General features: G+C 67.4%; 23 protein-coding genes and 1 tRNA gene. 13 read left to right on the plus strand and 11 right to left on the minus strand.

The window, feature by feature from the left end; translation table 11 throughout:
* Nucleotides 1-3: 3 nt before the first annotated feature.
* The gene (rng, locus tag ACSYAO_RS15885; RefSeq protein ID WP_010482960.1) at nucleotides 4-1491 is read right to left on the minus strand and encodes a ribonuclease G; all 1488 of its coding nucleotides are present in this window, start codon (nucleotides 1489-1491) and stop codon (nucleotides 4-6) included.
* The gene (locus tag ACSYAO_RS15890) at nucleotides 1484-2092 is read right to left on the minus strand and encodes a Maf family nucleotide pyrophosphatase (protein WP_032128990.1); all 609 of its coding nucleotides are present in this window, start codon (nucleotides 2090-2092) and stop codon (nucleotides 1484-1486) included. The genes rng and ACSYAO_RS15890 overlap by 8 nt, the downstream gene beginning before the upstream one ends.
* Nucleotides 2093-2223: 131 nt before the next feature.
* Between ACSYAO_RS15890 and ACSYAO_RS15895 the strand changes: the two genes are divergently transcribed.
* The 4 genes from ACSYAO_RS15895 (at nucleotide 2224) to ACSYAO_RS15910 (ending at nucleotide 8414) form a co-directional block, all read left to right on the plus strand.
* Nucleotides 2224-2961, plus strand: a complete 738-nt coding sequence (locus ACSYAO_RS15895) for an SIMPL domain-containing protein (protein WP_006382138.1) — start codon at nucleotides 2224-2226, stop codon at nucleotides 2959-2961.
* A gap of 216 nt (nucleotides 2962-3177) precedes the next feature.
* A complete protein-coding gene (locus tag ACSYAO_RS15900; protein ID WP_049462718.1) occupies nucleotides 3178-3828 on the plus strand; it encodes an energy transducer TonB in 651 nt (216 codons plus the stop codon).
* Nucleotides 3829-4019: 191 nt separating this feature from the next.
* On the plus strand, nucleotides 4020-6854 hold the full coding sequence (locus ACSYAO_RS15905) for a TonB-dependent receptor (protein WP_032128988.1): 2835 nt from the start codon (nucleotides 4020-4022) through the stop codon (nucleotides 6852-6854).
* Between the two features lie 138 nt (nucleotides 6855-6992).
* Nucleotides 6993-8414, plus strand: a complete 1422-nt coding sequence (locus tag ACSYAO_RS15910) for a basic amino acid/polyamine antiporter (RefSeq protein ID WP_149909443.1) — start codon at nucleotides 6993-6995, stop codon at nucleotides 8412-8414.
* A gap of 133 nt (nucleotides 8415-8547) precedes the next feature.
* Here ACSYAO_RS15910 and ACSYAO_RS15915 read toward each other — a convergent pair.
* The 8 genes from ACSYAO_RS15915 to ACSYAO_RS15950 all read right to left on the minus strand — a co-directional run bounded on the left by ACSYAO_RS15915 (nucleotide 8548) and on the right by ACSYAO_RS15950 (nucleotide 15439).
* Nucleotides 8548-8624: transfer RNA gene (locus ACSYAO_RS15915), tRNA-Asn, on the minus strand.
* 22 nt (nucleotides 8625-8646) lie between these two features.
* Entirely contained in the window at nucleotides 8647-9117 is a 471-nt protein-coding gene (gene rlmH, locus ACSYAO_RS15920; protein WP_005418108.1) for a 23S rRNA (pseudouridine(1915)-N(3))-methyltransferase RlmH, read from the minus strand.
* Between the two features lie 64 nt (nucleotides 9118-9181).
* Entirely contained in the window at nucleotides 9182-9592 is a 411-nt protein-coding gene (rsfS, locus tag ACSYAO_RS15925) for a ribosome silencing factor (protein ID WP_005418109.1), read from the minus strand.
* Nucleotides 9593-9650: 58 nt separating this feature from the next.
* On the minus strand, nucleotides 9651-10316 hold the full coding sequence (gene nadD / locus ACSYAO_RS15930) for a nicotinate-nucleotide adenylyltransferase (protein WP_049463217.1): 666 nt from the start codon (nucleotides 10314-10316) through the stop codon (nucleotides 9651-9653).
* 3 nt (nucleotides 10317-10319) lie between these two features.
* Nucleotides 10320-11357, minus strand: a complete 1038-nt coding sequence (holA, locus tag ACSYAO_RS15935; RefSeq protein WP_032128985.1) for a DNA polymerase III subunit delta — start codon at nucleotides 11355-11357, stop codon at nucleotides 10320-10322.
* A gap of 9 nt (nucleotides 11358-11366) precedes the next feature.
* Entirely contained in the window at nucleotides 11367-11951 is a 585-nt protein-coding gene (locus tag ACSYAO_RS15940; protein WP_032128984.1) for an LPS-assembly lipoprotein LptE, read from the minus strand.
* A gap of 136 nt (nucleotides 11952-12087) precedes the next feature.
* A complete protein-coding gene (leuS, locus tag ACSYAO_RS15945; RefSeq protein ID WP_032128983.1) occupies nucleotides 12088-14730 on the minus strand; it encodes a leucine--tRNA ligase in 2643 nt (880 codons plus the stop codon).
* 106 nt (nucleotides 14731-14836) lie between these two features.
* Nucleotides 14837-15439, minus strand: coding sequence for a DUF998 domain-containing protein (locus ACSYAO_RS15950; RefSeq protein ID WP_149909442.1), 603 nt, complete (start codon nucleotides 15437-15439; stop codon nucleotides 14837-14839).
* A gap of 125 nt (nucleotides 15440-15564) precedes the next feature.
* Between ACSYAO_RS15950 and trxA the strand changes: the two genes are divergently transcribed.
* The 4 genes from trxA (at nucleotide 15565) to ACSYAO_RS15970 (ending at nucleotide 20380) form a co-directional block, all read left to right on the plus strand.
* Nucleotides 15565-16422, plus strand: a complete 858-nt coding sequence (gene trxA, locus ACSYAO_RS15955; protein WP_049463215.1) for a thioredoxin — start codon at nucleotides 15565-15567, stop codon at nucleotides 16420-16422.
* Between the two features lie 107 nt (nucleotides 16423-16529).
* Nucleotides 16530-18230: a FecR family protein gene (locus tag ACSYAO_RS15960; RefSeq protein WP_149909441.1), complete on the plus strand. Its 1701-nt coding sequence runs from the start codon at nucleotides 16530-16532 to the stop codon at nucleotides 18228-18230.
* Nucleotides 18227-19852 carry a CHASE2 domain-containing protein gene (locus ACSYAO_RS15965; RefSeq protein WP_440565899.1) on the plus strand — a complete coding sequence of 542 codons (1626 nt, stop codon included), beginning with the start codon at nucleotides 18227-18229 and terminating at the stop codon, nucleotides 19850-19852. Before ACSYAO_RS15960 ends, ACSYAO_RS15965 begins: the two co-directional genes overlap by 4 nt.
* 75 nt (nucleotides 19853-19927) lie before the next feature.
* Nucleotides 19928-20380, plus strand: a complete 453-nt coding sequence (locus tag ACSYAO_RS15970) for a DUF4442 domain-containing protein (RefSeq protein ID WP_032128978.1) — start codon at nucleotides 19928-19930, stop codon at nucleotides 20378-20380.
* Nucleotides 20381-20387: 7 nt separating this feature from the next.
* Here the strand turns inward: ACSYAO_RS15970 and ACSYAO_RS15975 are convergent, their stop codons facing one another.
* A complete protein-coding gene (locus ACSYAO_RS15975) occupies nucleotides 20388-21704 on the minus strand; it encodes a hypothetical protein (protein WP_149909439.1) in 1317 nt (438 codons plus the stop codon).
* Nucleotides 21705-21780: 76 nt separating this feature from the next.
* Here ACSYAO_RS15975 and ACSYAO_RS15980 point away from each other — a divergent pair, with 76 nt between their 5' ends.
* From ACSYAO_RS15980 to gloA2, 5 genes are all read left to right on the plus strand, one after another.
* Complete coding sequence (locus ACSYAO_RS15980; protein ID WP_005414135.1) at nucleotides 21781-22476, plus strand: DUF502 domain-containing protein; 696 nt, start codon at nucleotides 21781-21783, stop codon at nucleotides 22474-22476.
* Nucleotides 22473-23258 carry a queuosine precursor transporter gene (locus ACSYAO_RS15985; protein WP_049398695.1) on the plus strand — a complete coding sequence of 262 codons (786 nt, stop codon included), beginning with the start codon at nucleotides 22473-22475 and terminating at the stop codon, nucleotides 23256-23258. Before ACSYAO_RS15980 ends, ACSYAO_RS15985 begins: the two co-directional genes overlap by 4 nt.
* A 94-nt stretch (nucleotides 23259-23352) precedes the next feature.
* Nucleotides 23353-25293: a DUF885 domain-containing protein gene (locus ACSYAO_RS15990; RefSeq protein WP_032128975.1), complete on the plus strand. Its 1941-nt coding sequence runs from the start codon at nucleotides 23353-23355 to the stop codon at nucleotides 25291-25293.
* Between the two features lie 16 nt (nucleotides 25294-25309).
* On the plus strand, nucleotides 25310-26380 hold the full coding sequence (locus ACSYAO_RS15995) for a serine hydrolase domain-containing protein (protein ID WP_049463209.1): 1071 nt from the start codon (nucleotides 25310-25312) through the stop codon (nucleotides 26378-26380).
* Complete coding sequence (gene gloA2 / locus ACSYAO_RS16000; RefSeq protein ID WP_049463208.1) at nucleotides 26377-26781, plus strand: SMU1112c/YaeR family gloxylase I-like metalloprotein; 405 nt, start codon at nucleotides 26377-26379, stop codon at nucleotides 26779-26781. The genes ACSYAO_RS15995 and gloA2 overlap by 4 nt, the downstream gene beginning before the upstream one ends.
* The last annotated feature ends 41 nt before the right edge of the window (nucleotides 26782-26822 follow it).

The following is a 26822-nucleotide window of genomic DNA, read 5'->3' on the forward strand; positions in this document are numbered from 1 at the left end:
GGATCAGAGCAGAACGACATCGAATTGCTCCTGCAGGTACTGCTCGTCCGCCTGGAAGCGGATGCTCTTGCCGAGGAATTCCTCCAGCTCGGCCACCGCCGCGGATTCCTCGTCGGTGATGCGCGCGACCACCTTGGTCGACGCGATCACCAGCAGGCGCGCGGCATCGAACTGGCGCACGGCACGGGTGATCTCGCGGAAGATCTCGTAGGTCACCGTCTCGGTGGTCTTGATGCTGCCGCGGCCGCTGCACTGCGGGCAGGTCTCCGACAGCTGGCGCTCCAGGCTTTCCACCGTGCGCTTGCGGGTCATCTCCACCAGGCCCAGCGGCGAGAAGTCGTACACCGTGGTCTTGGCATGGTCGCGGGCCAGCGCCTTTTCCAGGGTGCGCAGCACCTGGCGGCGATGCTCGGCATCGTCCATGTCGATGAAATCGATGATGATGATGCCGCCCAGGTTGCGCAGCCGCAGCTGCCGTGCCACCGCCTGTGCCGCTTCCAGGTTGGTGCGGAACACCGTCTCTTCCAGGTTGCGCTGGCCGAGGAACGAACCGGTGTTGACGTCGATGGTGGTCATCGCCTCGGTCTGGTCGATCACCAGGTAGCCACCGGATTTCAGCGGCACCTGCTTGTCCAGCGCGCGGCCGATCTCGTCCTCCACCCCGAACATGTCGAAGATCGGGCGATCACCGCTGTACAGCTCGATCTTCTCGGCCAGCACCGGCATGTACTTGGCAACAAAGGCCTGCAACTGCGCGAAGGTCTCCTTGGAGTCCACCTTCACCTTGTCAACGTCCTTGCGGATCAGGTCGCGTACCGATCGCAGCGGCAGGCTCAGGTCTTCATAGATGTTGCTGCACGAGGCCGCTTCGCGGCCACGACGCTCGACCACGTTCCAAACGCGCGACAGGTAGGCGATGTCCTCGGCGATGGCCTCTGCCGGCTGGCCCTCGGCATTGGTACGCACGATGTAGCCGTAGCCCCCGTGCTGCGCCGACAGTTCGGTCACCAGCGCCTTCAGGCGGGCGCGCTCGGTTTCATCCTCGATGCGTGCGGAAACGCCCACCACCTTGGATTGCGGCAGCAGCACCATGTAGCGCGAGGGAATGCTGATCTGGGTGGTCAGGCGTGCGCCCTTGGTCCCGATCGGGTCCTTCACCACCTGCACCACGATGTCCTGGCCGTCGCGCAGCAGCTCGACGATCGGCACGCTGGACGGCGGCGGCAGCGTGGTGTTCTCGGTATCGGCACTGGCCACCGGCGCCGGCCGCACCACGTCGTTGGCATGCAGGAACGCGGCACGCTCCAGCCCGACTTCGACGAAGGCGGCCTGCATGCCGGGCATCACCCGCTGCACCTTGCCCTTGTAGATGTTGCCGACCACACCCCGGCGCCAACCGCGCTCGATGTGCAGTTCCTGCAGCATGCCGTTCTCGATCACAGCGACCCGGGTTTCGCGCGGGGTCACATTGACCAGGATTTCCTCAGACATCGGCAGCCTCCCTGGCGGCATCGGCAGTTGTGGCCGGCACGCCGCAGCGCGCCAGCAGACGATCGGTATGCAGCAATGGCAGCCCCATGACGCCGGAGTAGCTGCCGGAAAGATGTTCGATCCAGCGCTCGGCCCCGCCCTGGATGGCGTAGGCCCCGGCCTTGTCCAACGGCTCGCCGGTGGCCACGTAGGCGGCGATGTCGGCAGCGTCGATCGGGGCGAAGGTCACTTCGGAAATGACCAGTTCGCTGTCCAGCCCGTCCGCGCCGACCACCACCACGGCGGTCATCACCTGATGGGTACGCCCGGCAAGGCGCGCCAGCATCGCCCGCGCATCGGCGGCGTCAGTGGGCTTTCCGAACACGTCGCCATCCAGCACCACCTCGGTGTCCGAGCCGAGCACGCGCGCCTGCGGGTCATCGGCCAGCACCCGGGCCAGCCCGGCGCGCGCCTTGTCGGCGGCGACCCGGCACACATACTGTTCGGCGCTTTCAGCGGGCGCGCGCTGCTCGACGACCTCCAGGTCCAGGGCCTGGAAGGGGCGTCCGAGTCGGGCCAGCAGCTGGTTGCGTCGGGGGGAGCGGGAAGCAAGATAGAGCATCGGCACAGCATAACCTGAGGCCGCCACCTGAATCGTTGGCAACCCGTCCCGGAACGTGCGCAACCCCGAACGGGCTCACAGCGCGTTCATCGCTACGACACCACCCTCAACGGCACAACAAGGAGTTCTCCATGCGCCTGACCGCCACCCCGCTGCTGCTCGCCCTGTCCCTCGCCCTTGGAACCTCGATGACCGCCCATGCTGCCCCGTCGTCGCCGTCGATCGCCGCCCCGGCCGAAGGCACCCTGCTGAACATCTCGGCCAATGCCGAGGCGACCCGCGTGCCGGACGTGGCCACCCTGTCGGCCGGTGTGGTCACCCAGGCCGCCGATGGCAACAGCGCCATGCGCCAGAACGCCCAGCAGATGGACAAGGTACTGGCCGCGATCAAGGCCGCCGGCATCGCCGAGCGCGACGTGCAGACCAGTGGCGTCAGCCTCAATCCGCAGTACCGCTATGCCGACAACGAAGCACCGAAGATCACCGGCTACCAGGCCAGCAACACGGTCAGCCTGAAGGTGCGTGACATCGCCAAGCTGGGCAAGGTGCTGGATGCACTGGCTGCGCAGGGCGCCAACCAGATCAACGGCCCCAGCTTCGAGATCGACCAGCCGGAACCGGTCTACGACGAAGCCCGCCTGGCTGCATTGAAGAAGGCCCAGGCCCGCGCCCAGACCTATGCGAAGTCGCTGGGCCTGCAGGTGCGCCGCATCGTCAGCATTTCCGAGAACGCCGGCGGCGGCTACCGCCCGATGCCGATGATGCGGGCCATGTCGGCCGGCGCGGCGATGGACAAGGCCACCCCGGTCGCACCGGGTGAATCGACCGTCTCGGTCAACCTGGACGTGGTGTTCGAACTGGGTCGCTGATCCCGTTCGCCATTGCCGACAAAGGCGGATCCCGCAGGGGGTCCGCCTTTTTCATGCCCGCAGCCGGCGTTGGCTGAAGGCCAGCCCAACGATCGCCCCCCTGCCTCTAGGCAGTGGCCGCCCTGTCGCGCTACTGATGGACTGCCAGCCGCGTGCGGCAACCCCGCCACGGGCCCTGGTGCGTTGAGGACTTCGTCACTGGCATGGAGGTGGACCATGGTTCGTACGTATCCCGTTGCATCCCCGCATTTCGACCCCGCCCGCGTTGCCGCCTGGAGCGCGGCCATCGCCCTGCATCTGCTGGCCTTCCTGTTGCTGCTGATCCCGGCGACCTACCAGGCCGTGCAGGTCCCACGTGACAAGACTGCGGTCAGGCTGATCGAGAAGATCCCGCCACCGCCCACGCCGCCGGTTCCGATCACGCCGAAAGAGATCGTCCAGGTGGTGCCCAAACCCCGGACGCAGCCGGTAGCACCGCCCCTGCCCGCACCTACCGCGACCGTGGAGGAGACCCAGGGCATCGCACTGCCGGCCGCCGAACCGGCCCCGCCCCAGCTGGCACCGAGCATCGACACCTCCACGCCTCTGGCCGGCGCCCAGCTGCAGTACCGCAGCGCCCCGCCGCCGGCCTACCCGCTGGCGGCACTGCGCAACCGCGAGCAGGGTACGGTGCTGTTGCGGGTAGAGGTGGACTCCCACGGGCAGCCGGCGGTGGTCAGCATCGAGCGCAGCAGTGGCTCGCGCAGCCTGGACCAGGCCGCACGCCAGCAGGTGCTCAGGCACTGGCGCTTCGAGCCGGCCCAGCGTGATGGCGTGGCCGTGCCGGCCATCGGCATGGTGCCGGTGCAGTTCTCGCTGCCGGACTGAGGTGATCGCCGGCCCGGCTGCTTGCCGGGCCGGCGCTTCCGTCCGGGCGGGTACGGACGGAACAGGATCAACTGTTATTGATTAAGCAAAAATTCACGACTTCGTCACCTGTCGGAAACCTAGATTGGTCCGTCCCGGAATCTTCCGGAGACAGCCCTCAACGCTACGGTTTTCCAGTTAGGAGAGAAGCTGTGAAACACCTGATCCAACGGCCCGCCAGCCGCCGCCGCACCACCCTGGCATCGTCCATCACCCATATCCTTACCGGCGGCACGCTGCTGCTGGTTGGCGCCGTGGCTTCCACCTCCGCTTTCGCGCAGGAAAAGGCCACCAACCTGGACCGCATCACGGTCACCGGTTCGAACATCCCGCGCACCAACACTGAAACACCGTCCCCGGTGCAGGTGGTGACCCGCCAGGAAATCGACCGTACGGGCAAGACCACGGTTGCCGAGTACCTGCAGACACTGACCGCCGACGGTTCCGGCTCCATTCCCAAGACCTTCGGCAACGGCTTTGCCGGCGGTGGTGCCGGCATCTCGCTGCGCGGCTTGGGCGCGGGTTCGACCCTTGTCCTGTTGAATGGTCGCCGCATGGCCACCTACGGCCTGGCCGATGACGGCCAGAAGGTCTTCACCGACCTGAGCACCATCCCGCTCGACGCCGTCGAACGCGTGGAAGTGCTGAAGGACGGCGCCTCGGCGATCTATGGTTCCGACGCCATCGCCGGCGTGGTCAACATCATCCTGCGCAGCGACTTCCAGGGCGCGATCCTCCGGGGCTCCTACGGCCTGTCTGGCGACAGCGATGGCGACGCGAAGAAGGCGACCCTGACCGCCGGTACCGGCGATCTGGCCACCGACGGCTGGAATGCCTTCTTCAGCCTGGATGTGGCAAAGACCGACGCGATCAAGATCAGTGATCGCAAGAACCGCAAGTGGATCGGTACCGGCGATACCCGCCCGTGGGGCTATGGCAACAACGCCCAGTTCCTCGGCGGCGCCTTCCTCAGCGGCAAGACCCGCGGCGGTGTTGGTCCGAACGGTTCGGTGTATGACGATCGCAATGTGACCAAGGACAATCCTGCCTTCCTGGTCGCATTGCCGGGCTGTGCTGGCCTGACCACCATTCCCGGCCAGACCGAGGCTACTGCACAGGCGCAGGGCTGCCTGTGGGATCCGAACCAGCTGTATCGCGATCTGACCCCGGAAGAGAAGTACGTCAACGTGTTTGGCCGTGCCAGCTTCGCGTTTGGTGAAGGTGGCGAGATCTACACCGAAATCGGCTACTCGAAGAAAGAGACCACCTTCAGCAACACCCCGTCCGGCGTATCCGGCAGCTGGGGCTTCCCCGAAGGCCCGGTCAACGGCAACAGTGGCCCGGGCGCAGTGGTGCTGGGCCCGAATCATCCTGACAATCCCATTCCCGGCCAGGCCTCGCGCCTGCGTTATTCGGCGTGGGATGTCGGTCCCCGCGTGACCAACAACACCAATGAGTTCACCCGCTTCCTGGTCGGCGTCAAGGGCAACTGGGGCGACTGGAGCTACGACACCGCCTATCTGCACTCGGGCACTGATCTGGTCAACAAGCGCACCGGCTTCCTCAACTACGACAACGTACGTTGCGCATTGGCCAACCCGAACTGCGCCGGTGGTGTTTGGCGCATCGGTGACAACGCGGGCATGAACTCGCAGGCGTTGTACGACTTCATCTCGCCGGATATCAGCGCCCGCGCCAAGTCCAGCCTGGACATGTTCGACTTCACCGTGTCGCGCAGCCTGATGGACCTGAAGGGTGGCCCGCTGGGCCTGGCATTGGGTACCGAATGGCGCAAGACCAGCAACAGCCTGACCCCGCAGACCTACACCGACAAGGGCCAGATCATCGGCCTGGGCTACTCGGCCTACGACGGCACCCAGAACGTGTACGCAGGCTACGTTGAGCTGTCTGCGCCCGTGCTGGAAACCCTGGAACTGTCCGGTGCGGTTCGCTACGACAAGTACGAGAGCGGTGAAGGCAAGGCCACGCCGAAGATCGGCATCAAGTGGACCCCGGCCGACTGGATCGCACTGCGTGGCAGCTACGCCGAAGGCTTCCGGGCACCCAACCCGGCCGAGAACGGCGATGGTGGCCTGGCAGCGTTCTCCAACGCGTCCGATCCGGTACGTTGCCCGAACGGCAACCCTGCACCGGGTGCCACCGGGGATGACTGCGGTGCCCTGCCGGTGGCCATCATCACCCGCCCGAACAAGGATCTGAAGCCGGAAGAGTCCAAGAGCTACTCGGTGGGTATCGTCCTGCAGCCGACGTCCACGACCTCGCTGACCATCGATGCCTGGCAGATCAAGCGCACCAACGAAATTGCCCAGGGCAGCACCTCCGAAGCCATTGCCGCCGGCAACGTGTTGCGTGACAGCAACCTGCTCAACGGCGTGCCCGGCACCGGCAGCATCCTGGCAGTCAACACGCAGTACATCAATGCCGCATCGACCCGGGTCCGGGGTATCGATACCGATATCCGCCAGACCTTCGACATCGGCCCGGGCCAGCTGGAGATGGACCTGCAGTGGAGCCATGTGCTCAAGTTCGAGCGCACCGATGCCGACGTGACGGTTGACTACGCGGGTACTCACGGCAACTGCGACGTGACCAACTGCATCGGCACCCCGAAGGACCGCATCAACTTCGGCACCACCTGGAGGCAGGGTCCGTGGAGCGTCAGCGGCGTTGCCAACTACATCTCGAAGATGGACAACAAGGACTTCCGTGGTCCGAACGGCTCCTATCTGTTCGCGTATGCAGACGGAACGGACGTCAAGAAGATCTCCTCGTTCACCACCTTCGACCTGTCGGGCCGCTGGAACATCACTGAAGCCTTCGAGTTGAACGCCTCGGTGCAGAACGTGTTCGATCGCATCGCGCCGCTGGATCCGTCCACCTACGGCGGTGTCAACTACAACCCGCTGCACTTCAGTGGTGCCATCGGTCGCTACTTCACCGTCGGTGCCAAGTACACCTTCAAGTAATACAGGCAATACACTTCAACGCAGCAACTTCGAAGGCCCGGGCAGCTGCCCGGGCCTTCGTCGTTCCGCCCCTTGCAGGCATGTTCACGGGCACATGGCTACCGTGTGCACGCGGCATCACCGCCGCAGGGGATCTGCATGGCCGCAACTTCGCAACGCCTGGGCCTGCCCGCGTTGACTGCACTGGTGGTCGGCTCGATGGTCGGCGCCGGCATCTTTTCATTGCCGCAGAACGTGGCGCGCAGCGCCGGGCCTGCCGCCGCGCTGATCGGCTGGGCCCTGAGCGGCGCGGGCATGCTGATGCTGGCCTTCGTATTCCAGGCGCTGGCCAACCGCCGGCCTGATCTCGATACCGGCATCTACGCATACGCACGCGAAGGCTTCGGCAACTACATCGGCTTCTCCGCTGCGTGGGGCTACTGGGTTGCCTCGGTGCTCGGTAACGCCAGCTTCTTCGTGCTGATCTTCAGTGGCCTGGGCCACTTCATGCCCGTGTTCGGCGAAGGCAATACCCCGGCCGCCGTGGCCGCATCGTCATTGCTGTTGTGGACCGTGCACCTGTTGGTGCTGCGTGGCCTGCGCACTGCAGCCATCGTCAATGGCCTGGTGACCGTGGCCAAGCTGCTGCCCATTGCGTTGTTCCTCATCCTGGCCGCCGGCGCGTTCCGCATGGACGTGTTCGGTGCCGATTTCCTGGGCACGCCCGCACTCGGCGATCTCGGCCAGCAGCTGCGCGGCATGATGCTGGTGACCGTATGGGTGTTCATCGGCATCGAAGGCGCCAGCATCTACTCGCGGCGCGCCGCACGCCGTGCCGACGTGGGTCGCGCCACGGTGATCGGCTTCCTCGGCGTGTGGCTGCTGCTGGTGCTGGTCAGCCTGTTGTCGATGGGCGTGCTGTCGCAGGCGGAACTGGCCGGACTGCCCAATCCGTCGATGGCCTATGTGCTGCAAGCCATTGTCGGCGAATGGGGCGCGACGGTGATCATCATCGGTTCGATCATCTCCGTTCTCGGTGCATTGCTGGCCTGGGTGCTGCTGTGCGCCGAAGTGCTCTATGCCGCCGCGGGTGACGGCACCATGCCGGCCTTCCTGGGGTGTGAGAACGCGCGCGGCGTGCCGGCCAATGCACTGTGGTTGAGCAACGGGCTGATCCAGTTGTTCCTGCTGCTGGTGCTGGTCAATTCCGGCAGCTATACCGGGCTGGTGCTGCTGGCCGCGTCGATGAGCCTGGTGCCCTACTTCCTGTCCACCGCGTTCGGTGTGCAGCTGGCCTGGCGTGGGCAGGCCTATGCCGGTGAACCAGGCGTGCGCTGGCGCGATTTCGTGGTCGCACTGCTGGCCAGCGCCTATGCGCTGTGGCTGGTGTATGCCGGTGGCCTGGACAACCTGCTGCTGTCGGTGCTGCTGTACGTGCCCGGTGTGGTGCTGTTCGCGCTGACCAGGCGCCAACGCGGCGAACAGGTATTCACGCGTTGGGAGGGGGTGCTGTTCGCTGCGATCCTGATCGTGGCGATCGCCACGCTGGTGGCGTTCTGGCGAGGCAATCTCGCGCTGTAGACCCGAGCCCACGCTCGGCTGGTTCATCCGCAGCAGCCGAGCATGGCTCGGCTCCACAACAGCAGTCGCGCAACCTCGACGCTACAAAGACGCAAAAAAAAAACCTGCATCTCGCGATGCAGGTTTTTCAAGGTGGCGCCCGAAGTTGGACTCGAACCAACGACCCCCTGATTAACAGTCAAGTGCTCTAACCGGCTGAGCTATTCGGGCAGACGACTAGTATAACCACTCTTCACGCGCGATGGTAGGGGTGATTGGCAATCATTGCGGCAGCCCGATACAGCTGCTCGGCCACCACCAGGCGCACCAGCATGTGCGGCAGCGTCAGCGGGCCGATCGACCACTTCTCATCGGCCAGCGCGGACACCTCCGGCGAATGCCCTTCCGGGCCACCGATCAGGAACGCCAGGTCCCTTCCCTGCCCGCGCCAGTGTTCCAGGCGCTGCGCCAGCTGTTCGGAACTGAGCTGGCGGCCCGGCACGTCCAGCGCCACCACATAGGCATTCTTCGGCAGCGCAGCGATGACCCGCTTGCCTTCATCTTCGGTGGCGCGACGCGGATCGCGCCCCTTGCCACGCAGGCCGGGCTCGATTTCCACCAGCTCGAACGGCAGCCAGTGCGACAGCCGCTTCTGGTACTCGGCGAAGCCCTGCGCCACCCAGCTGGGGGCGCGTTCACCGGTGGCGATCAGGCGGGCTTTCATCAACGGTCCTCCAAAACGTCGACGGCGCCATCGGCGCCGTCGAAGGGATGCATCAACGCGTGGCTCAGGCCACTTCGTCGTCGCTGGACGGCGGCTGGTCGCCGACGGTCCACAGGCGCTCGAGAGCGTAGAACTCACGCACGCGCGGCAGCATCACATGGACGATCACGTCGCCCAGATCGACCAGCACCCACTCGGCTTCGCGCTCGCCTTCCACGCCCAGCGGCATCACGTCGATGTTCTTGGCGAAGCGCACGACTTCGTCGGCAATCGACTTGACGTGGCGGGTCGAGGTGCCCGAAACGACGATCATGTAGTCGGCAACGCTGGACCGGCCGCGCACGTCGATCTCGACCAGGTCCTTGGCCTTCAGGTCTTCGGTGGCTTGGCGGACGCTGGCCAGCAGTTCCGGCACGGACGGCGGCGGGCTGGGCAGATCGACCTTGATGGTCTGGGGCTGGGTCTGGTTGCTCAAAGTGGATCGACTCGATAAACGTGGGGGCGATTATACGGGGATGGCGCCGCTGCGCCATTCACGGCCTGGCCGGGCGGTACAGCCCGTGTGCAGCCACATAGTCCGCCACGCTGGGTGGCAGCAGGGCGCGCCAGGGGCCGCCGGCGGCGATCTGCGAGCGCACGGCGCTGGCCGATTCCTCGCGCAGCGGGTGGTGCAGGCGCAGGATGCGCCCGGCCGGGCTGGCGAACAGGGCCTGCTCGGTGTCGGCCCAACGCCCTTCCAGCGCCCGGCCCAGCTCGCCATCCACCGCGGCCTGCAACGGACTACCCGGGCGCTCCGCCACCACGAAATGAGCCAGCCCGAACAACGCCTCCCATTCGTGCCAGCGGGACAGGCCAAGCAGGCTGTCGGCGCCGACCAGCCAGGCCAGCGGCCGGCTCGGCCCCAGCTCGCCGCGCAGCTCGCGCAGGGTGTCCACGGTGTAGGACGGCCGACCGGGGAAACGCACCGCGCGATCCAGCTCGCGCCGGTCCAGCAGCAGGCCCGGTTCGTCGCCGATGGCCAGCGACAGCATGGTGCAGCGCTGCTCGGCCGTGGCGCCGGGCACGGCACGGTGCGGCGGATCGGCCGCCGGCAGCATGCGCACGGCAACCTGCAGTTCGTCACGGGCAGCCCGCGCGATCGCCAGGTGCCCGAGGTGCACCGGATCAAAGGTGCCCCCGTAGTAGATCCGCAGGCTCATTGCTCAGGCCCGCGCCAGCAGGCGCACGGCACGCGGTTCGGCCACAGCCACCAGCAGGCGCTCCAGCGCCAGCCAGGCGTCGCCGTCGGCGCGCCCCTTGGCGATACGGTCGACCAGTCCCGCTTCAGCCACGAAGCGCTCCCAGCGCTTGCTTTCCGGATGCCGCTGCAGCGCGCGCTTGTACGGCGCCTGCCGCGATTCCCAGATGCCGCGCGATTTCATTTCGGCGGCCAGGTTGCCACCACGGGCCTGCACCCGGGCCAGGCCAGCACCGGCCAGCAGCTCGCGGATCACCATCGGCATCAACGCAGCCACCGCCTCACCCTCGCCTCGCAGGCCGGCCAGCATGCGCAGCACCGCCGGCGGTTGCCCGGAGAATGTCGCCTCCACCAGCCGGAACACGTCATAGCGGGCGGCGTCGGCCACCAGCGACTCCATGCGCTCCACATCCAGCGGCTGGCCATCGGCCAACAGCGCCAGCTTGTCGATTTCCTGGGCGGCAGCCAGCAGGTTGCCTTCCACCCGCTCGGCCAGGCGCTGCACGGCGGCCGGGTCCGCGCGCAGGCCCTTGCCACGCAGGCGGCGCTCGATCCAGTCCGGCAGTTCGTGCGGCTTGATCGCCCACGCCACCGACAGCACGCCGATGCGGTTGACCGCTTCGGCCCACTTGCCCTGGTGCGCCTTGCTCCATTCGTTGGCGGTGATCATCAACACCACGTCCGGCGCCGGATTGGCGCAGAACTGGCTGATCACCTCGGCACCGTCCTTGCCCGGCTTGCCGCTGGGCAGGCGCACCTCGACCAGGCGACGGGCGCTGAACAGGCTGGGGGCATTGAAACTGGCGTCGAGCTGGTTCCAGTCAAAATCACGCCCATCGGCGTCGAACACTTCACGTTCGCCAATGCCCGAGGCGCGTGCACGCGCGCGGATGGCGTCGGCCGCCTCCAGCACGCGCAGCGTTTCCGGGCCGGCAATCAGGTAGACCGGCGCCAGCGCGGTATCAGCGCCCTGGCTGGCCAGCTGCTCCGGACGCAGTTCCATGCGCGCGGCTCAGTGCTTGGCTGCGGGGACCGGCTCGGCCGGTACCGCGCCTTCGATCGGCTTGTCCTTCGGCGCCGACAGGCTGCCGCCCTTCTCGATCTCGGCACGCACCACGCTGTCGATGCGGCGGATGATCGAGGCGGACATTTCCCGGCGCAGTTCATTGGCCAGGATTTCACGTTCGGTGGTGGTACCGGTGGCGTCGGTCGGCGGCGACACGTAGTCGCGCGACAGCTCGATCACCTGCTGCGGCACCAGTTCGCTGCCGTCTTCGCGACGGAAGATGAAGATCACCGCGTAGCGCAGGCTGTATTCCTGCGCACGGCCCTGCGAGTCGATGGCGATCGGCAGGTCGCCCCAGCGCTCGGACAGTACCTGCAGCTGGGCGCTGGGCTCCTTGCTGTCCTCATCGGCCAGCCTGGCGCCGGAGGCCAGCAGGCTGCGGTTGAGCAGCTTGACCAGTTCGCTGTACGGCGCAGTGGAAACCACCTTCACCGGTGCCGTGTCGGTCGGCAGCATCAGCTTGTTGCGCAGATGGAAACCGCAGCCGGCAAGGCCGAGGACAAGAACGAGGGCAAGCAGGATTCGGGTCATGGAGACAGTCTGGCGGAGCCGGGCGATCACGGCAACACACAGCGTGCCCGAAGCCGCGTGAATGCAGGGCCATCAAACGCCGGGCCCTGCACCGGAATGGTACCGGCCACCACGCGGGTGGCCGGTACGGGGTACATCAGGCGGCGACGATGTTCACGATCTTGCCCGGCACGATGATGATCTTGCGCACCGTCAGGCCTTCCATGAACTTGGCCGCGTTGGGCTCGGCCAGGGCCAGTGCCTCGACCTGCTCGCGCGCGGCGTCGGCCGCCACGTCGATGGTGCCACGCAGCTTGCCGTTGACCTGCACGGCCAGGGTCAGCGCGTCGCGCACCAGCGCACCGGCATCGGCCTGCGGGAACGGCTGGTCTTCCAGCAGGGTCTCGCCATGGCCCAGCACCTGCCACAGGGCATGGCTGGCGTGCGGGGTGATCGGGTTGAGCAGCAGCACGATGGCCTGCAGCGCTTCCTGGCGCACCGCGCGCCCCTGCGCACTGCCGTCCTCGAACTTGGCCAGCGCGTTCATCAGTTCCATCACCGCGGCAATGGCGGTGTTGAAGCTGTGGCGGCGGCCATAGTCGTCACCGACCTTGCCGATGGTCTCGTGGGTCTTGCGGCGCAGTGCCTTCTGGTTGGCATCCAGTGCTGCAACATCCAGCGCCGGAGCGGCGCCATCGGCGGCATGCTTCTGCACCTGGGCCCACAGGCGGCGCAGGAAGCGGGCCATGCCATCCACGCCGGCTTCGTTCCACTCCAGCGACTGTTCCGGCGGCGCGGCGAACATCGAGAACAGGCGCACGGTGTCGGCGCCGTACTTGTCGACCATCGCCTGCGGGTCCACGCCGTTGTTCTTCGACTTGGACATCTTCTCGGTGCCACCGACCACCACCGGCTGGCCGTCGGCGATCAGGGTCGCGCCGGTGATGCGGCCGCGCTCGTCGCGCTGCACTTCCACATCGGCCGGGTTGATCCAGTCCTTCGAGCCATCCGGGTTCGGGCGGTAGTAGGTCTCGGCAATCACCATGCCCTGGCACAGCAGATTGCGCGCCGGTTCGTTGCTGTCGACCATCCGCGCGTCGCGCAGCAGCTTGTGGTAGAAGCGGAAATACATCAGGTGCAGGATCGCGTGCTCGATGCCACCGATGTACTGGTCGACCGGCAGCCAGTAGTTGCCGCGCTTGTCGACGGCATCACGGGCACCCGGCGAGGTGTAGCGGGCGTAGTACCAGCTCGACTCCATGAAGGTGTCGAAGGTGTCGGTCTCGCGCTCGGCCGCGCCGCCGCAGTCCGGGCAGGTGGTCTTGCGCCATTCCGGATCGGTCTTGATCGGCGAACCGGTACCCGAGAATGCCACGTCCTCCGGCAGCACCACCGGCAGCTGTTCTTCCGGCACCGGCACCGCACCGCACTTGGCGCAATAGATCACCGGAATCGGGCAGCCCCAGTAGCGCTGGCGGCTCACGCCCCAGTCGCGCAGGCGATAGTTGACGCGGCGCTGGCCCTGGGCCTTGCGCTCGAAGCGTTCGGCCAGGGCTTCGAAGGCGCCCTGGAAATCCAGGCCATCGAACTCGGCCGAGTTGACCAGCTCGAAGGCACGGCTCTTGTCGCTGTACCAGTCCTGCCAGCGGCTGCCATCCCAGGTGCGCTCTTCTTCGGTGCGCGCATCCTTCAGTGCGATCACCTGCTTGATCGGCAGGCCGTACTTGTTGGCCACTTCGTTGTCGCGCTGGTCATGACCCGGCACGGCCATCACCGCGCCGGTGCCGTAGCCCATCAGCACGAAGTTGGCGACCCACACCGGCACCGGCTCGCCGGTGACCGGATGCAGCGCACGCAGGCCGGTGTCCATGCCGCGCTTTTCCTGGGTTTCCAGTTCCGCCTCGGACACGCCACCCTGCTTCAGGTCGGCCAGCATCGCGGCCAGTTCCGGGTTGTTCTTCGCCGCATGCAGCGCCAGCGGATGTTCGGCGGCGATCGACACGAAGGTCACGCCCATCACGGTATCCGGACGGGTGGTGAACACGCGCAGCGGATCCAGCACGCCGCCGTCAACGTCACGTACGTCGAACTGGATTTCCAGGCCCTCGGAGCGGCCGATCCAGTTGCGCTGCATGGTCTTGACCGAATCCGGCCAGCCGTCCAGCTCGTCCAGGCCGTCCAGCAGTTCCTGGGCGTAATCGGTGATGCGCAGGAACCACTGCGGAATCTCGCGCTTCTCGACCAGGGCGCCGGAGCGCCAGCCGCGGCCGTCAATCACCTGCTCGTTGGCCAGCACGGTCTGGTCGACCGGGTCCCAGTTCACCACCGCATTGCGGCGGTAGGCCAGGCCCTTGCGCATCAGGCGGGTGAACATGCGCTGCTCGTGGACGTAGTAGTCCGGGCGGCAGGTGGCGAACTCGCGCGACCAGTCAACGGCATAGCCCATGGCCTTGAACTGGCCACGCATGTGCTCGATGTTCTTGTAGGTCCAGGCCGCCGGTGCGGTCTTGTTCTTGATCGCGGCGTTTTCCGCCGGCAGGCCGAACGCGTCCCAGCCCATCGGCTGCAGCACGTTGTGGCCGGTCATGCGCTTGTAGCGGCTGATCACGTCGCCGATCGTGTAATTGCGCACGTGGCCCATGTGCAGCGCACCGGACGGGTACGGAAGCATCGACAGGCAGTAGTACTTCGGCTTGTCCGAAGTCTCGTCGACTTCGAAGGCACGGGTGGCGTCCCAGTACTGCTGGGCGGCGGATTCAACCTGCTGCGGGTCGTAGGCGTTGGTTTCAGCGCTGGTCATGGAACACGCGGATGCGGCGGCAAAGCGGTACAGCGTACCGCAGTGCGGCAAACGTCTCCAATCCCGCCCGCTGAAGGCCGGCTCCGCGAGCGCCCGGAGGCCGGTCTCAGCGCGGCCGCGACAACGGCAGGGCCAGGGCCAGCCAGGCCGTCCAGCAGGCGAACGCAAGCCGTTGTGCCAGCGGCGCCGCCAACACGCCCTGCAGGGCAAACGCCGCCAGCGCGGCCAGTACGCCACAGGCGAGCGCCACTGCGCCCAGCGCGCGGCCATGCGCCTGGCGCAACTGCGACGTGCCCAGCAACAGGGTCCCGGCAACGAAACCCAGCACCCAGATCATCCAGGCGCTGGCATGCAACTGGCTGGCCGGCCCGTGCAGGTCATCCACATCCAGCGGCAGCAGCCCCATCGCGGCGAACGCCAACCCGGCCAGCAGCAGCATCTGGCTGCCCACCCGGGGCGCCCAGCCGGCGGTTGCCGACAGCCCACGGCGCAGGCACTCGGCCACAACCACCGCCAGCAGGCCCGGCAGCACCAAGCCCAGCAGATTGAAGGCCAGCGCATGCGGCACCCCCTGTGCTCCCAGCAGCGCCACCGGGTGGCGAGCCTGTGCGTAGCCATCCAGGCCGGCGCCGAAACCGAGCACCGCCAGCACGAACAGCAGTGCGGCGACCAGACCGGAGAGGCGCAGCAACGGGGACAGGGACGACATGCAGGCTCCGGAAAGGACGGCGACAGGAAGGCGGCATTGTCAGGCATTTACTACAACCCGGGTTGAGACCGGCATCGATCGTCACCATAGAATCAGTCTCCAGACGCCAAACGATGCTTTCCCCCATGACCGAGACGACCTACGTATTCGACGCCACCACTGCGACCTTCGAGGCCGAAGTCCTGCAGAAGTCGCTGCAGACGCCGGTGCTGGTCGACTTCTGGGCCACCTGGTGCGGGCCGTGCAAGACCCTCGGGCCGATGCTGGAAAAGCTGGCTGCCGAGTACAACGGCGCCTTCGAACTGGCCAAGGTCGACGTCGACAAGGAACAGCAGATCGCCGCCGCCTTCCAGATCCGCTCGGTGCCGACCGTGTTCCTGGTCAAGGGCGGCCAGCTGGTGGACGGCTTCCCGGGGGCCATCCCGGAAGGCCAGCTGCGTGAATTCCTGGCCCAGCACGGCATCGTGCCGGCCGACATCGGCGACGCCGTCGCCGAAGACGAAGCGCCGCTGGACCCGCAGGCGCAGGTGGACGTGCTGCGCGCGCAGATCGCCGCCGAGCCGGACAAGGACGAGCTGAAGCTCGACCTGGCGCTGGCCCTGCTGCAGATCGGTGGCGTGGATGAAGCCGGTCTGCTGATCGATGGCCTGCCCGCCAACCTGGCCACCGACGACCGTGCCGTGCGTGCACGCGCCCGGCTGGCCTTCGCCTCGGCCCTGAAGGACGCCCCGGCCGCCGAAGTGCTGGACGCGCGCATCGCCGCCGATGGCAAGGACCTCAAGGCACGCCACCTGCGTGGCGTACAGCTGCTGCTCGGTGGCCACGACGAAGCCGCGCTGGCCCAGTTCCTGGAAATGCTGCGGATCGACCGCACGTTCGAGGACGGACTGCCGCGCAAGGCCCTGATCGACGCCTTCAATGTGATCTCCGACGAGGACCTGGTCGGCCAGTACCGCCGCCGGATGGCCTCCCTGCTGTTCTGAACGGGAACCCACTTCGTTCAGAATCCCTGCACTGAACGCGGGCAATAATGCGCGGGATGGCGGCCGTACGGTCGCCACGATCCGTTCGGGGGGATGAGGTCGGGGCCATGGGGTCTTGCAGCTGCGCCCCCGCATTGCCGGGATTGCAAACTGTGACCTTCGTCCGCTCGCTGTCGTTCGCCATGCGCTTCCAGGGCGCGCTGCTCTGCGCTCTTCTCTTCCTGCCGGCCGTGGCCGCCGCCCAGGACTGGAACTACCGGGTCCGTCCCGGCGATACCCTGTGGGATCTGGGAGGCCTGTACCTCAAGCCCTCGGTGCGCTGGCAGCAGCTGCAACAGCACAACCGCATCGACAACCCCTACCAGCTGCCGCCGGGGCAGCTGCTGCGCTTCCCGATCAGCTGGCTGCGCATCGAACCGGCACCTGCCCGCGTGCTGTCGGTGCGCGGCAAGGTCGAACTGTCAGGCGCCGATGGCAGTGCCTCGCGCGCGATACTCGCCGGGGAACAACTTCGCATCGGTGACACCGTGCAGACCGAAGGCGACTCCAGCGTCACGCTTGAATTCGCTGACGCCTCGCGCCTGCAGCTGCGCGAGTACTCCCGGCTGCGCCTGGACCAGCTCAGCCGCTACGGCCACACCGGCATGGTCGATACCCGCCTGCGCCTGCAGCAGGGCCGCGCCAGCAATCGGGTGACACCTGCCCGTGGCCCGGCCTCGCGCTACATCATCGATGCACCTACGGCGACCAGCAGCGTGCGCGGCACCGTCTTCCGGGTCAGCGCCGGTGACACCGGCCAGGTGGCTGCCACCGAAGTACTACAGGGCAAGGTGCAGGTCGGCAACACCCACGGCAAGCGCCTGGTCCAGCCTGGACAGGCCAGCCGCAGCAGCAGCGCCGATGCCGCACCGGACGCTGTCTCCGCCCTTCTTCCAGCGCCGCAGCTGCGTAGCGACGAGGTGCGCCTGGCGCCCCTGCCGACCCTGCTTGCCTGGGACCCCGTCGACGGCGCCGCGCGCTACCGCGTGGAAGTTGTACAGGCAGCGACGCCGGAAATCCTGCTGTTTGCCGCCACCACCGCCGACACCCGGCTGGCGATCAGTGACCTGCCCCCCGGCCAGCTGCGCATCCTGTTGCGCGCGGTGGATGCACAGGGCGTGGAAGGCCTCGACGCCAGCGCCGATTTCGAACTCAGCGACCAGCCCCCACCGCCGCTCACCGTGGCCCCCCTGCATGGGCAGACCGTCAACAGCGACCGCCCGCGCTTCCGTTGGAGCCAGGCGCCGGGCGCGCGCAGCAGCGTGCTGCAGATCGCCGCCGAGCCGAGCTTCGTGCAGCCACTGCAGGAACAGAGCACCCCAGGCACCGACCTGCGCCTGGCGCAGCCGCTGCCGCCCGGCGAGTACTTCTGGCGGGTGGCGTCGCGCGATGGCAACGGCCACCAGGGCCGCTACGGCCAGGCCCTGCCCCTGCAACTGAGCAATGAACCGGTGGACCCTGCCCTGCAGCCGCCTGAGGCCGCGCATGGCGAACTGACCCTGCGCTGGCAGGCCGGCAGCGAAGGCCAGCAGTACCGGGTGCAGGTGGACCGTCGTGGCGACTTCAGGGCGCCCCTGGTCGACCAGACCGTGAGCGAGCCGCAGGTCAGCTTCAAGCGGCCGTGGAGCGGCACCCTGCATGTGCGTGTGCAGTACATCGACGACGATGGTCATGCGGGTGAGTACTCACCGGCCCAGCAGATCAAGCTGCCCTGCCGCCTGTGCTACGGCGCCGGTGGTGGCGCCCTGCTGCTGTTGCTGTTGTTATGAGGCGCTCGCCGCTGCCGTGGCCGAAGCGGATCCTGCTGGCACTGCTGGCCGGGGTGCTGACGGTGATCGCCAGCCAGGGCCAGTGGCTGTGGCGACAGGACGAAGCGGCCTACGACGCCATGGTCGGCAACTGGGACTACCGCCCCGACCCCAGCGTGCTGATCGTGGCCATCGACGAGGGCAGCCTGCAGCGCATCGGCCAATGGCCCTGGCCCCGCTCGATCCATGCCCGCCTGCTCGACCGGCTGACCGATGCCGGTGCCGAGCGCGTCGCACTGGACCTGATGCTGTCAGAACCTGATCGTCGCGACAGCCGCCAGGACGATGAACTGGCCGCCGCGATACGCCGCAACGGCCGGGTGGTGCTGCCGGTACTCGCGGCACCGGCCGCCGGCGACCGCATGGCCGAGGAAATGCTGCCGATTCCGCAGATCGCGGCCAGTGCCGCAGCGATCGGCCACACCGATGTGGAAGTGGATGGCGATGGTGTCGCGCGCGGCGTGTACCTGCGTGCCGGCATCGGCCACGCCCACTGGCCAGCACTGGGCCTGGCGCTGGCCGACCTGCCGGCGGGCGCGGTGCACGGCCTGCCCGACCCCGACCCGGAGATCGGTTCGCCCTATCAATGGCGGCGCAACGACTACGTGCGGGTGCGTTATGCCGGACCGCCCGAACGCCTGCCGCAGGTGTCCTATGCCGATGTGCTGGATGGTCACGTGGACATGGCGATGCTGCACGGCCGCCGCATCGTGGTGGGCATGACCGCCAGCGGCATCGCACCGCGGCTGCTGACCCCGACCACCCGCGAGTTCTGGATGAGCGGCAGTGAGTACCAGGCCAACATCGCCTCGATGCTGCTGCAGCACAAGCAGATCGACCTGCTGCCCCGCCTCCGGCAGCACGCCATCAGTGGCGTCCTGGTGGCACTGTGCGTGATCCTGCTCGGCCTGCGCCTGCCATGGCTCGCGGCGCTGTGCTCGCTGCCGCTTCCACCGCTGCTGAGCTGGCTGCTGTTGCGCGCCGGTGACCTGTGGTGGGCACCGGCCAGCGCCATGCTGGGCATCCTGCTGGTGCTGCTGGCCTGGGCGACCTGGCGCGTCTCGGCCTGGCACCGCCTGGCCAACCGCGATGCGCTGACCGGTCTCGGCAATCGCCTGCGTTTCGAGCAGTCGCTGCAACAGGAATGCGATGCCGCGCGACGCAGCGGCAAGTCCTTGAGCCTCGCACTGATCGACGTTGACCATTTCAAGCGCCACAACGACCGCCACGGCCATCAGGTCGGCGACCGCGTGCTGCGCGATGTTGCACGCCTGATCGGTGCGCATGCGCGACGCCCTCGCGACATGGCCGCGCGCTACGGTGGCGACGAGTTCGCACTCGTGCTGCCCGATACCCCGGCCGAGGGCGCGCGTCAGGTCATCGAGGACCTGATCGCCTGCGTGCGTGCACTGCCGGCGCCCGGTGACGGCAGCGAAGCAGGCGTCACCCTCACCATCGGCGTGTTCACCCGCGTACCCGACGGCACGCTGCAACCACACCATTTCGTCGAAGGCGCCGACACCGCGTTGTACCAGGCCAAGGCCAACGGCCGCGATGGGTATGTCATCGACGGCGAGGCGTGACCCTCGCCGCCCGGGGTGCAACATACGCATGCGGATGGTTAGACTGGGCGCCTCGCCCTGCGCCCCCGGACCCGCATGAACGCCCGCCTGTTCCGCTTCGGTATCAATCTCTGGCCGCCGTTCCTGTTCACCGGCATCCACGTCACCCGGGTCTCGCCGGACTACCGGCAGATCGACGTCGAACTGCGCATGCGGCCCTGGAACCGCAACTACGTCGGCACGCATTTCGGCGGCAGCCTGTTCGCGATGACCGATCCGTTCTGGATGCTCGGCCTGCTGCATATCCTTGGCCGCGACTACTACGTGTGGGACCGTGCCGGCGCCATCGATTTCCTCAAGCCCGGCAGAGGCACCGTACGTACGTCGTTCCGCATCGATGACGCACTGCTGGACGAACTGCGCGCCGAAGCCGCCGCTGGTGACAAAGTGCTGAGATGGTTCAGCAATGATGTCGTCGATGAAAGCGGCGAGGTGGTCGCCCAGGTGCGCAAGCAGGTCTACCTGCGGTTGAAGCCACACGCACGCTGAGCGCGCATCAGTCGCGTCCCGCAGCAGTCGAAGCCGATTCCTTCTGCAACGGCACCGACAGCCACGGGTTCTCTTCAGCGCTGCGCGCTGGAGAGCGACGCGGCACCTGCAGGTGGCGGCCGTCGGCCGACAGCTGCGGCGCCCGCACCGGCGAGCGGAACTGCACCGGCAGCCGCTGCAGTGCGTCCACCGGATCATCCGTCTGCTGCCGCAGCCAACGCTGCGCCCCCAGCAGCCGCACCATCGCCGCGGCATCCTGTGGCCGTGACGAATAGGCAGGATAGATCGGCGCGGCGATATCGGTCAGCACGCAGCCCATGACGTTCGACAGGCAGCCGAAGTCATGCTGCGGTGGCGCCGGCACTGGCAACGGGCGATCCGCTTCCAGCGCCGATGTGGCTGCCGCGCCACAGGCCCAGCCAAGATTGCCGGCCACGCGGGCCAGGGTGCTGCTGCGATCCAGCACCAGCACGCCGCCGAACTCCCGCGCCGATGTCTCGATCGCCGCCCGGCTCATCGCGTACTCACCCTGCATGGCACGGCACAGGCTCTGTTCCTCGGCCCGCAGCGGCTGCATGGCCTGTTCGCACTCCGCCGGCAAGGGGTGGTCGGCCGGCAGTTCGACCAGCATGTCGGCCAGCAGCTGGGCATTGGCCTGCACCAGGCTGGCACCGATGATGCTCTCGACCAGATAGCTGCTGCCGGGCAACAGCCGCCGGCCCAGTTGCAAGCCACGGCAGGCACCTCGCAGGGCACCGTCGATATCGCCCTGCACGTACGCCAGCGCGCGTGCACTGGTGGCGTCCATCACCACGCCATAGGTCGGCAATGGAACCAGAATGCCCTCGCCCTTCGGCGGGAACGGCGACATGAAGTAGTCCGCTTCGGCCAGCTGATCCAGCCGCGCATGCAACTGCTGGTGGCCGGCGTGGGCCTCCACGAAGCGTTGCGGGTCCGCGCGGACCTGGGCGAGGCAGCCGCTGGCGGCCGGCCCGCAACTGGCACCGGGACGCGAACGCAGCTCGGCATGGTTGGCCACCAGGTGTGTCTGGCCGCCGCTGCTGCCCCGCAGGTCGGCCTCCCAACGGCGCACGTCCTCGGCCAATGCCTGCTCGCGCTGGCGGGCATCCAGATCGTCGAACGGCAGCGTCCACAACAGGGCATAACCGTTGTGGCCAGTCGCCGGCAGGCGTGCTTCCAGTCGCTGCTGCGCCTGCAGCCGCGATTCGGGCACCGGCCACATGCGCGAGGCGCACCACACCACGATGGCCAGCACCAGCAGGCCTGCCAGGGTCCAGCCCAGTCCGCGCAGAATCTTCAACACAGCTTCCCTTCCATGTGCCGTTGCCGCAGTCGATTCCCCAGCGTAATCGACCGGCAGTGACCGCTACAATGCGCGCATGTCGCTCGAAGCCCCCGCCCTGGTCCCCCGCCCCTCCCTGCAGCGCCTGTTCCTGACCGGCCTGCTCACCCTGCTGCCGATCTGGCTGACCTGGGTCGTGGTCAAGTTCGTGTTCGTGCTGCTGTCGGGCATTTCCAGCCCCTTGGTGGTACCGCTGTCCGAGCAGATCGCGACAAGCTTTCCGCACTACCTCGGCTGGGTCCGCGCCGAATGGATCCAGGACACCATCGCCCTGCTGGCCACCCTGCTGGTGATCCTGGCGGTGGGCGTGGCCAGCCGCCGCGTGCTCGGCCAGCGCCTGCTGCGCTGGGTGGGCGCGGTCATCAAGCGCATTCCGCTGGCCAGCATCATCTACGACAGCGCCAAGAAGCTGCTGGACATGCTGCAGACCGAGCCGGGCAGCACCCAGCGCGTGGTGCTGATCGACTTCCCGCACCGCGACATGAAATCGGTCGGCCTGGTCACCCGCGTGATCAAGGAACACGGCACCGACCGTGAGCTGGCCGCGGTGTATGTGCCAACCACGCCGAACCCGACCTCGGGCTACCTGGAAATCGTGCCGGTGGAACTGCTGACGCCGACCGACTGGACCGTCGACCAGGCCATGAGCTTCATCATTTCCGGCGGTGCCGTGGCGCCGTCCAGCGTGCCGTTCACCCGTGCCGGCGAACGCACCGGCGAACGCACCGAATGACCCCGGCGCCGATCGAGCGCCCGCTGCAGGACCGCGCGGTCCTGCTGTTCATCGTGCTGGCCGCGTTCTTCTGCGGCAATGCGGTGCTGGCCGAGCTGATCGGGGTGAAGATCTTCGCGCTGGAAGACACCCTGGGCATCGCTCCGCTGAACTGGAACCTGTTCGGCCAGACCGGCTCGCTCAGCTTCACCGCCGGCACCCTGTTGTGGCCGGTGGTGTTCATCATGACCGACACCATCAACGAGTTCTTCGGCAAGCGCGGCGTGCGCTTCATCTCGTGGCTGGCGGTGGTGCTGATCGGCTACGGCTTCCTGTTCGCCTTCGCGGCCATTTCGCTGGCGCCGGCCAGTTGGTGGGTCACGTCGATGGATGGCCACGGCGTGCCGGACTACCAGGCGGCATTCGCAGCGGTGTTCGGCCAGGGCATGTGGACCATCGCCGGTTCGCTGGTGGCCTTCCTGCTCGGCCAGCTGATCGACGTGGCGGTGTTCCATCGCATCCGCCAGGCCACCGGCGAGCGCCACGTGTGGCTGCGTGCGACCGGGTCCACCGCGGTCTCGCAGGTGGTGGACAGCTTCGTGGTGATCTGGATCGCCTTCGTGCTGGGCCCGCAACACTGGCCGACCTCGCTGTTCCTGGCGGTCAGCAGCGTCAACTACATCTACAAGATGGGCTTTGCGATCGCCCTGATTCCGTTGCTGTACCTGATGCGGCGTGCAATCACCCGCTATCTGGGTGCCGAGCGAGCCGCATCGTTGCGCGCCGCCGCTGCGGCTGACTGAAGCCCCAGCAGCAAAAAGCTGACTGCGCCTTCACGCTGGCCGTACGCGGCCGGATCGTGCAAGCTCCACGGTCTGTGTTCCACGGAAGCTCCTGATGCCGCATCCCACCCGCGCCCTGGCCGCCGCCATCGCCGCGTTGTTCCTGTTCAGCGCCGTGCCGTCGGCCGAAGCAGCGAAAAAGAAGGCCAGCCGCCCTGCCGCCGCGCAGACCCGCCAGGCCGCCAAGCCCAAGGCCCGGCCTGCCCGCGCTACCGCGCCGGCCCGTGGCAGTTCGGCGCGCCGCGCCACGCCGCGTCCGGTCGCACCGGCCCGCGCCGTACCCAAGCAGGTGCAGCTGGAGCGCCTGTATGACGAATACTGGGATGCCTCGATGCGGTTGAATCCGCTGCAGGCAACCTTCCAGGGCGAGGCCCGCTACAACGACCAGCTGCCCAACATCCTGTCCGCCGCGTGGCGCCAGCAATCGCACGACTTCACCACCGAGTGGCTGGGCAAGGTCGAGAAACTCGGCAGCGACGGCCTGCAGGGCCAGGACCTGCTCAGCTACGAGATCTTCGTGCGCGACGCGCGCGCTTCGCTGGCCGCCGAGCGCTACCCGAGCTGGATGATGCCGATCAGCCAGTACTACAACGTCGGCAGCATCATGGCGATCCTCGGCGCCGGTGCCGGCGCGCAGCCGTTCAACACCGTACAGGACTACGACACCTGGTCGCGCCGTTCGCTGGGCATTCCCGAGCTGTTTGACCAGGCCATCGACAACATGCGCCAGGGCATGAAGGCCGGCGTGGTGCAGCCACGCGACCTGATGGAAAAGGTACTGCCGCAGCTGGATGCAGTGATCAAGCCGACTGCTGAAGAGAGCATCTTCTGGTCGCCGATCCGCACCATGCCCAACACCATCGCGGCCGAGGACAAGGCCCGCATCAGCGCCGAATACAAGCGCATGATCGAACTGCGCATCATGCCGGCCTATCGTGCCCTGCGCGGTTTCATCGCCACCGAATACCTGCCCGCCTCGCGCACCAGCAGCGGCCTGGGCGCACTGCCCGATGGCCAGGCCTGGTACGCCAACCTGATCGTGCAGACAACGGCCAGCGACCAGACCGCCGCGCAGCTGCACGCGCTGGGCGAGCAGCGCGTGCAGGAACTGCAGGCGCAGATCGCCACGGTGATGAAGGACGCCAAGCTGCGCGGCACGCCGGCCAAGCTGCTGCGCAGCATGCGTAACGACCGCCAGTTCCAGTACGGCGACGCCAATGCGTTGATCAACCGCTATCGCCAGGTGCAGCAGCAGGTCAACGCACGCCTGCCGCAGGTGCTCGATACCCTGCCCAAGTCCGCGCTGGACGTGCGCGCGGTGGAACCGGAGCGTGCACTGACCGCCGCAGCAGCGGCCTACCAGCCGTCTGCGGCCGGGCAACCGGGCGTGCTGTACGTGAACACCCGCGACCTGCCCAGCCGCAAGCGCTGGAATGTGCCGGTGCAGTACCTGCATGAAGCGATCCCCGGCCACCACGTGCAACTGGGCCTGCAGCAGGAGCTGGCCAAGCTGCCGCGCTTCCGCCGCCTGGGTGGCGATCTCGCCTTCGTCGAAGGCTGGGGCCTGTATGCCGAAACACTGGGTGAGAACCTGGGCATCTACACCGATCCCTACGACCGCATCGGCTACCTGTATTCGCGCCTGCTGCGCGCTGCCCGCGTGGTGGCCGACACCGGCGTGAACGCCCAGGGCTGGAGCAAGCAGCAGGCCGTGGCCTACCTGCAGAAGACCGTGGACATGAGCAGCGATGACGCCAACGCCGAAGTCGAGCGGATCATGGCCCAGCCCGGCCAGGCGCTGTCCAACGTGGCCGGCCTGACCACCATTGTCGCCCTGCGCGACAAGGCCAAGGCACGCCAGGGTGCCGCCTTCGACCTGCGCCGCTTCCACGCCGAACTGCTGAAGGATGGCTCAATGCCGCTGGACGTGCTGGACCGCAAGATGGAGCGCTGGATGGCCCAGCCGGCCAGCGCCACGCCCGCGCCTTCACCCTGACCCCTCCGGAGCCGCCATGCGCCCTGCCGTCGCCCTGTTCGCCGTCGTGCTGGGCCTGCTGCCGCTGGCCACCTCCGCCGCACCGGTGCTGACCCCACCGGATGCGGGCATCGACGGCCTGATGCAGGCCTACGATGGCCAGGTACCCGGCGCCGCCGTGCTGGTACTGCACGACGGGCAACCGGTATTCCGCCGCGGCTACGGCCTGGCGGTGCTGGAGGACGGCACCACGATCACCGCAGCCAGCAACTTCCGGCTGGCCTCGGTCAGCAAGCAGTTCACCGCTGCGGCGGTACTGCTGCTGGTGGAGGATGGCCGGCTTGGGCTCGACCAGCCGGCCCGGCAGTGGCTGCCCGAGTTGCCGCCGGCTGCAGCGGCCATCACGATCCGCCAACTGCTCTCGCACACCGGTGGCCTGCTCGACTACGAAGACCTGATGGACCCGGCTGACCCTCGGCAGGTGCATGATGCCGACGTGCTGACCCTGCTGTCGCGCCAGGACCGGCTGAATTTCGCACCCGGCACGCAGTATCGCTACAGCAACAGCGGCTATGCACTGCTGGCAATGATCGTCGGCCGCGCCTCCGGACAGGATTTCGCCACTTTCCTGCAGCAGCGCATCTTCCGCCCGCTGGGGATGGCGCATACCGTGGCCCACCAGGACGGCGAGGACACGGTCGCTGCACGCGCCTATGGCTACAGCTGGATCGATGGCCGTTGGCAACGCACCGACCAGAGCACCACCAGCGCCGTGCTCGGCGATGGCGGCATCTATTCCTCGCTGGACGACCTGGCCCGCTGGGATGCGGCGCTGTATGACGACCGCCTGCTGTCGAAAGCCTCGCGCCGCGCGATGTTCAGCCCGGCCACGTCGACGCCTGAAGCCGACGTGCCGCACTACGGCTTCGGCTGGCGCCTGAACGGGCCGGTGCAATGGCACAGTGGCGAAAGCATCGGCTTCCGCAACGTGATCGTGCGCCATGCGGACAAGCACCTGACCGTGATCGTGCTGACCAACCGCAACGACCCCGAACCCTATCCGCTGGCGCTGAAGATCGCCCAGCGCTGGCTGGACACCCTGCAATGACCCGCGATGCCGACGCCCTGCTGGGCATCCACCACGCCGCACTGATCTGCAGCGACTACGCACGCTCAAAGGACTTCTACGTGCGCATCCTCGGCCTGCGCGTGCTGGCCGAGAACCACCGTGCCGCGCGCGATTCCTGGAAGCTGGACCTGGCCCTGCCCGACGGCGGCCAGCTGGAACTGTTCTCCTTCCCCTCCCCGCCACCCCGTCCCAGCCGCCCGGAAGCCCAGGGCCTGCGCCACCTCGCGTTCCGCGTCGCCCGGCTGGAACCCTTCATCCAGCGTCTGGCTGCGCATGGCGTGGTGTGCGAACCGATCCGCGTGGACGAATACACCGGCCGCCGCTTCACCTTCTTCGCCGACCCCGACGACCTGCCGCTGGAGCTGTACGAAGTCGGTTGAGCGTTCTTCAATCGAGATTCATCCACGCATGGCGTGGATCT

Origin of the sequence: Stenotrophomonas sp. STK16_22, assembly GCF_051984505.1 — a bacterium.
Taxonomy (GTDB): domain Bacteria; phylum Pseudomonadota; class Gammaproteobacteria; order Xanthomonadales; family Xanthomonadaceae; genus Stenotrophomonas; species Stenotrophomonas maltophilia_A.

What these genes read in the sequence shown, in the direction of transcription:
- rng (WP_010482960.1), bottom strand. Translation starts at nt 1,491, where the DNA reads ATGTCTGAGGAAATCCTGGTCAATGTGACCCCGCGCGAAACCCGGGTC.
- ACSYAO_RS15890 (WP_032128990.1), bottom strand. Translation starts at nt 2,092, where the DNA reads ATGCTCTATCTTGCTTCCCGCTCCCCCCGACGCAACCAGCTGCTGGCC.
- ACSYAO_RS15895 (WP_006382138.1), top strand. Translation starts at nt 2,224, where the DNA reads ATGCGCCTGACCGCCACCCCGCTGCTGCTCGCCCTGTCCCTCGCCCTT.
- ACSYAO_RS15900 (WP_049462718.1), top strand. Translation starts at nt 3,178, where the DNA reads ATGGTTCGTACGTATCCCGTTGCATCCCCGCATTTCGACCCCGCCCGC.
- ACSYAO_RS15910 (WP_149909443.1), top strand. Translation starts at nt 6,993, where the DNA reads ATGGCCGCAACTTCGCAACGCCTGGGCCTGCCCGCGTTGACTGCACTG.
- rlmH (WP_005418108.1), bottom strand. Translation starts at nt 9,117, where the DNA reads ATGAAAGCCCGCCTGATCGCCACCGGTGAACGCGCCCCCAGCTGGGTG.
- nadD (WP_049463217.1), bottom strand. Translation starts at nt 10,316, where the DNA reads ATGAGCCTGCGGATCTACTACGGGGGCACCTTTGATCCGGTGCACCTC.
- holA (WP_032128985.1), bottom strand. Translation starts at nt 11,357, where the DNA reads ATGGAACTGCGTCCGGAGCAGCTGGCCAGCCAGGGCGCTGATACCGCG.
- ACSYAO_RS15940 (WP_032128984.1), bottom strand. Translation starts at nt 11,951, where the DNA reads ATGACCCGAATCCTGCTTGCCCTCGTTCTTGTCCTCGGCCTTGCCGGC.
- leuS (WP_032128983.1), bottom strand. Translation starts at nt 14,730, where the DNA reads ATGACCAGCGCTGAAACCAACGCCTACGACCCGCAGCAGGTTGAATCC.
- ACSYAO_RS15950 (WP_149909442.1), bottom strand. Translation starts at nt 15,439, where the DNA reads ATGTCGTCCCTGTCCCCGTTGCTGCGCCTCTCCGGTCTGGTCGCCGCA.
- trxA (WP_049463215.1), top strand. Translation starts at nt 15,565, where the DNA reads ATGACCGAGACGACCTACGTATTCGACGCCACCACTGCGACCTTCGAG.
- ACSYAO_RS15960 (WP_149909441.1), top strand. Translation starts at nt 16,530, where the DNA reads ATGGGGTCTTGCAGCTGCGCCCCCGCATTGCCGGGATTGCAAACTGTG.
- ACSYAO_RS15965 (WP_440565899.1), top strand. Translation starts at nt 18,227, where the DNA reads ATGAGGCGCTCGCCGCTGCCGTGGCCGAAGCGGATCCTGCTGGCACTG.
- ACSYAO_RS15970 (WP_032128978.1), top strand. Translation starts at nt 19,928, where the DNA reads ATGAACGCCCGCCTGTTCCGCTTCGGTATCAATCTCTGGCCGCCGTTC.
- ACSYAO_RS15980 (WP_005414135.1), top strand. Translation starts at nt 21,781, where the DNA reads ATGTCGCTCGAAGCCCCCGCCCTGGTCCCCCGCCCCTCCCTGCAGCGC.
- ACSYAO_RS15985 (WP_049398695.1), top strand. Translation starts at nt 22,473, where the DNA reads ATGACCCCGGCGCCGATCGAGCGCCCGCTGCAGGACCGCGCGGTCCTG.
- ACSYAO_RS15990 (WP_032128975.1), top strand. Translation starts at nt 23,353, where the DNA reads ATGCCGCATCCCACCCGCGCCCTGGCCGCCGCCATCGCCGCGTTGTTC.
- ACSYAO_RS15995 (WP_049463209.1), top strand. Translation starts at nt 25,310, where the DNA reads ATGCGCCCTGCCGTCGCCCTGTTCGCCGTCGTGCTGGGCCTGCTGCCG.
- gloA2 (WP_049463208.1), top strand. Translation starts at nt 26,377, where the DNA reads ATGACCCGCGATGCCGACGCCCTGCTGGGCATCCACCACGCCGCACTG.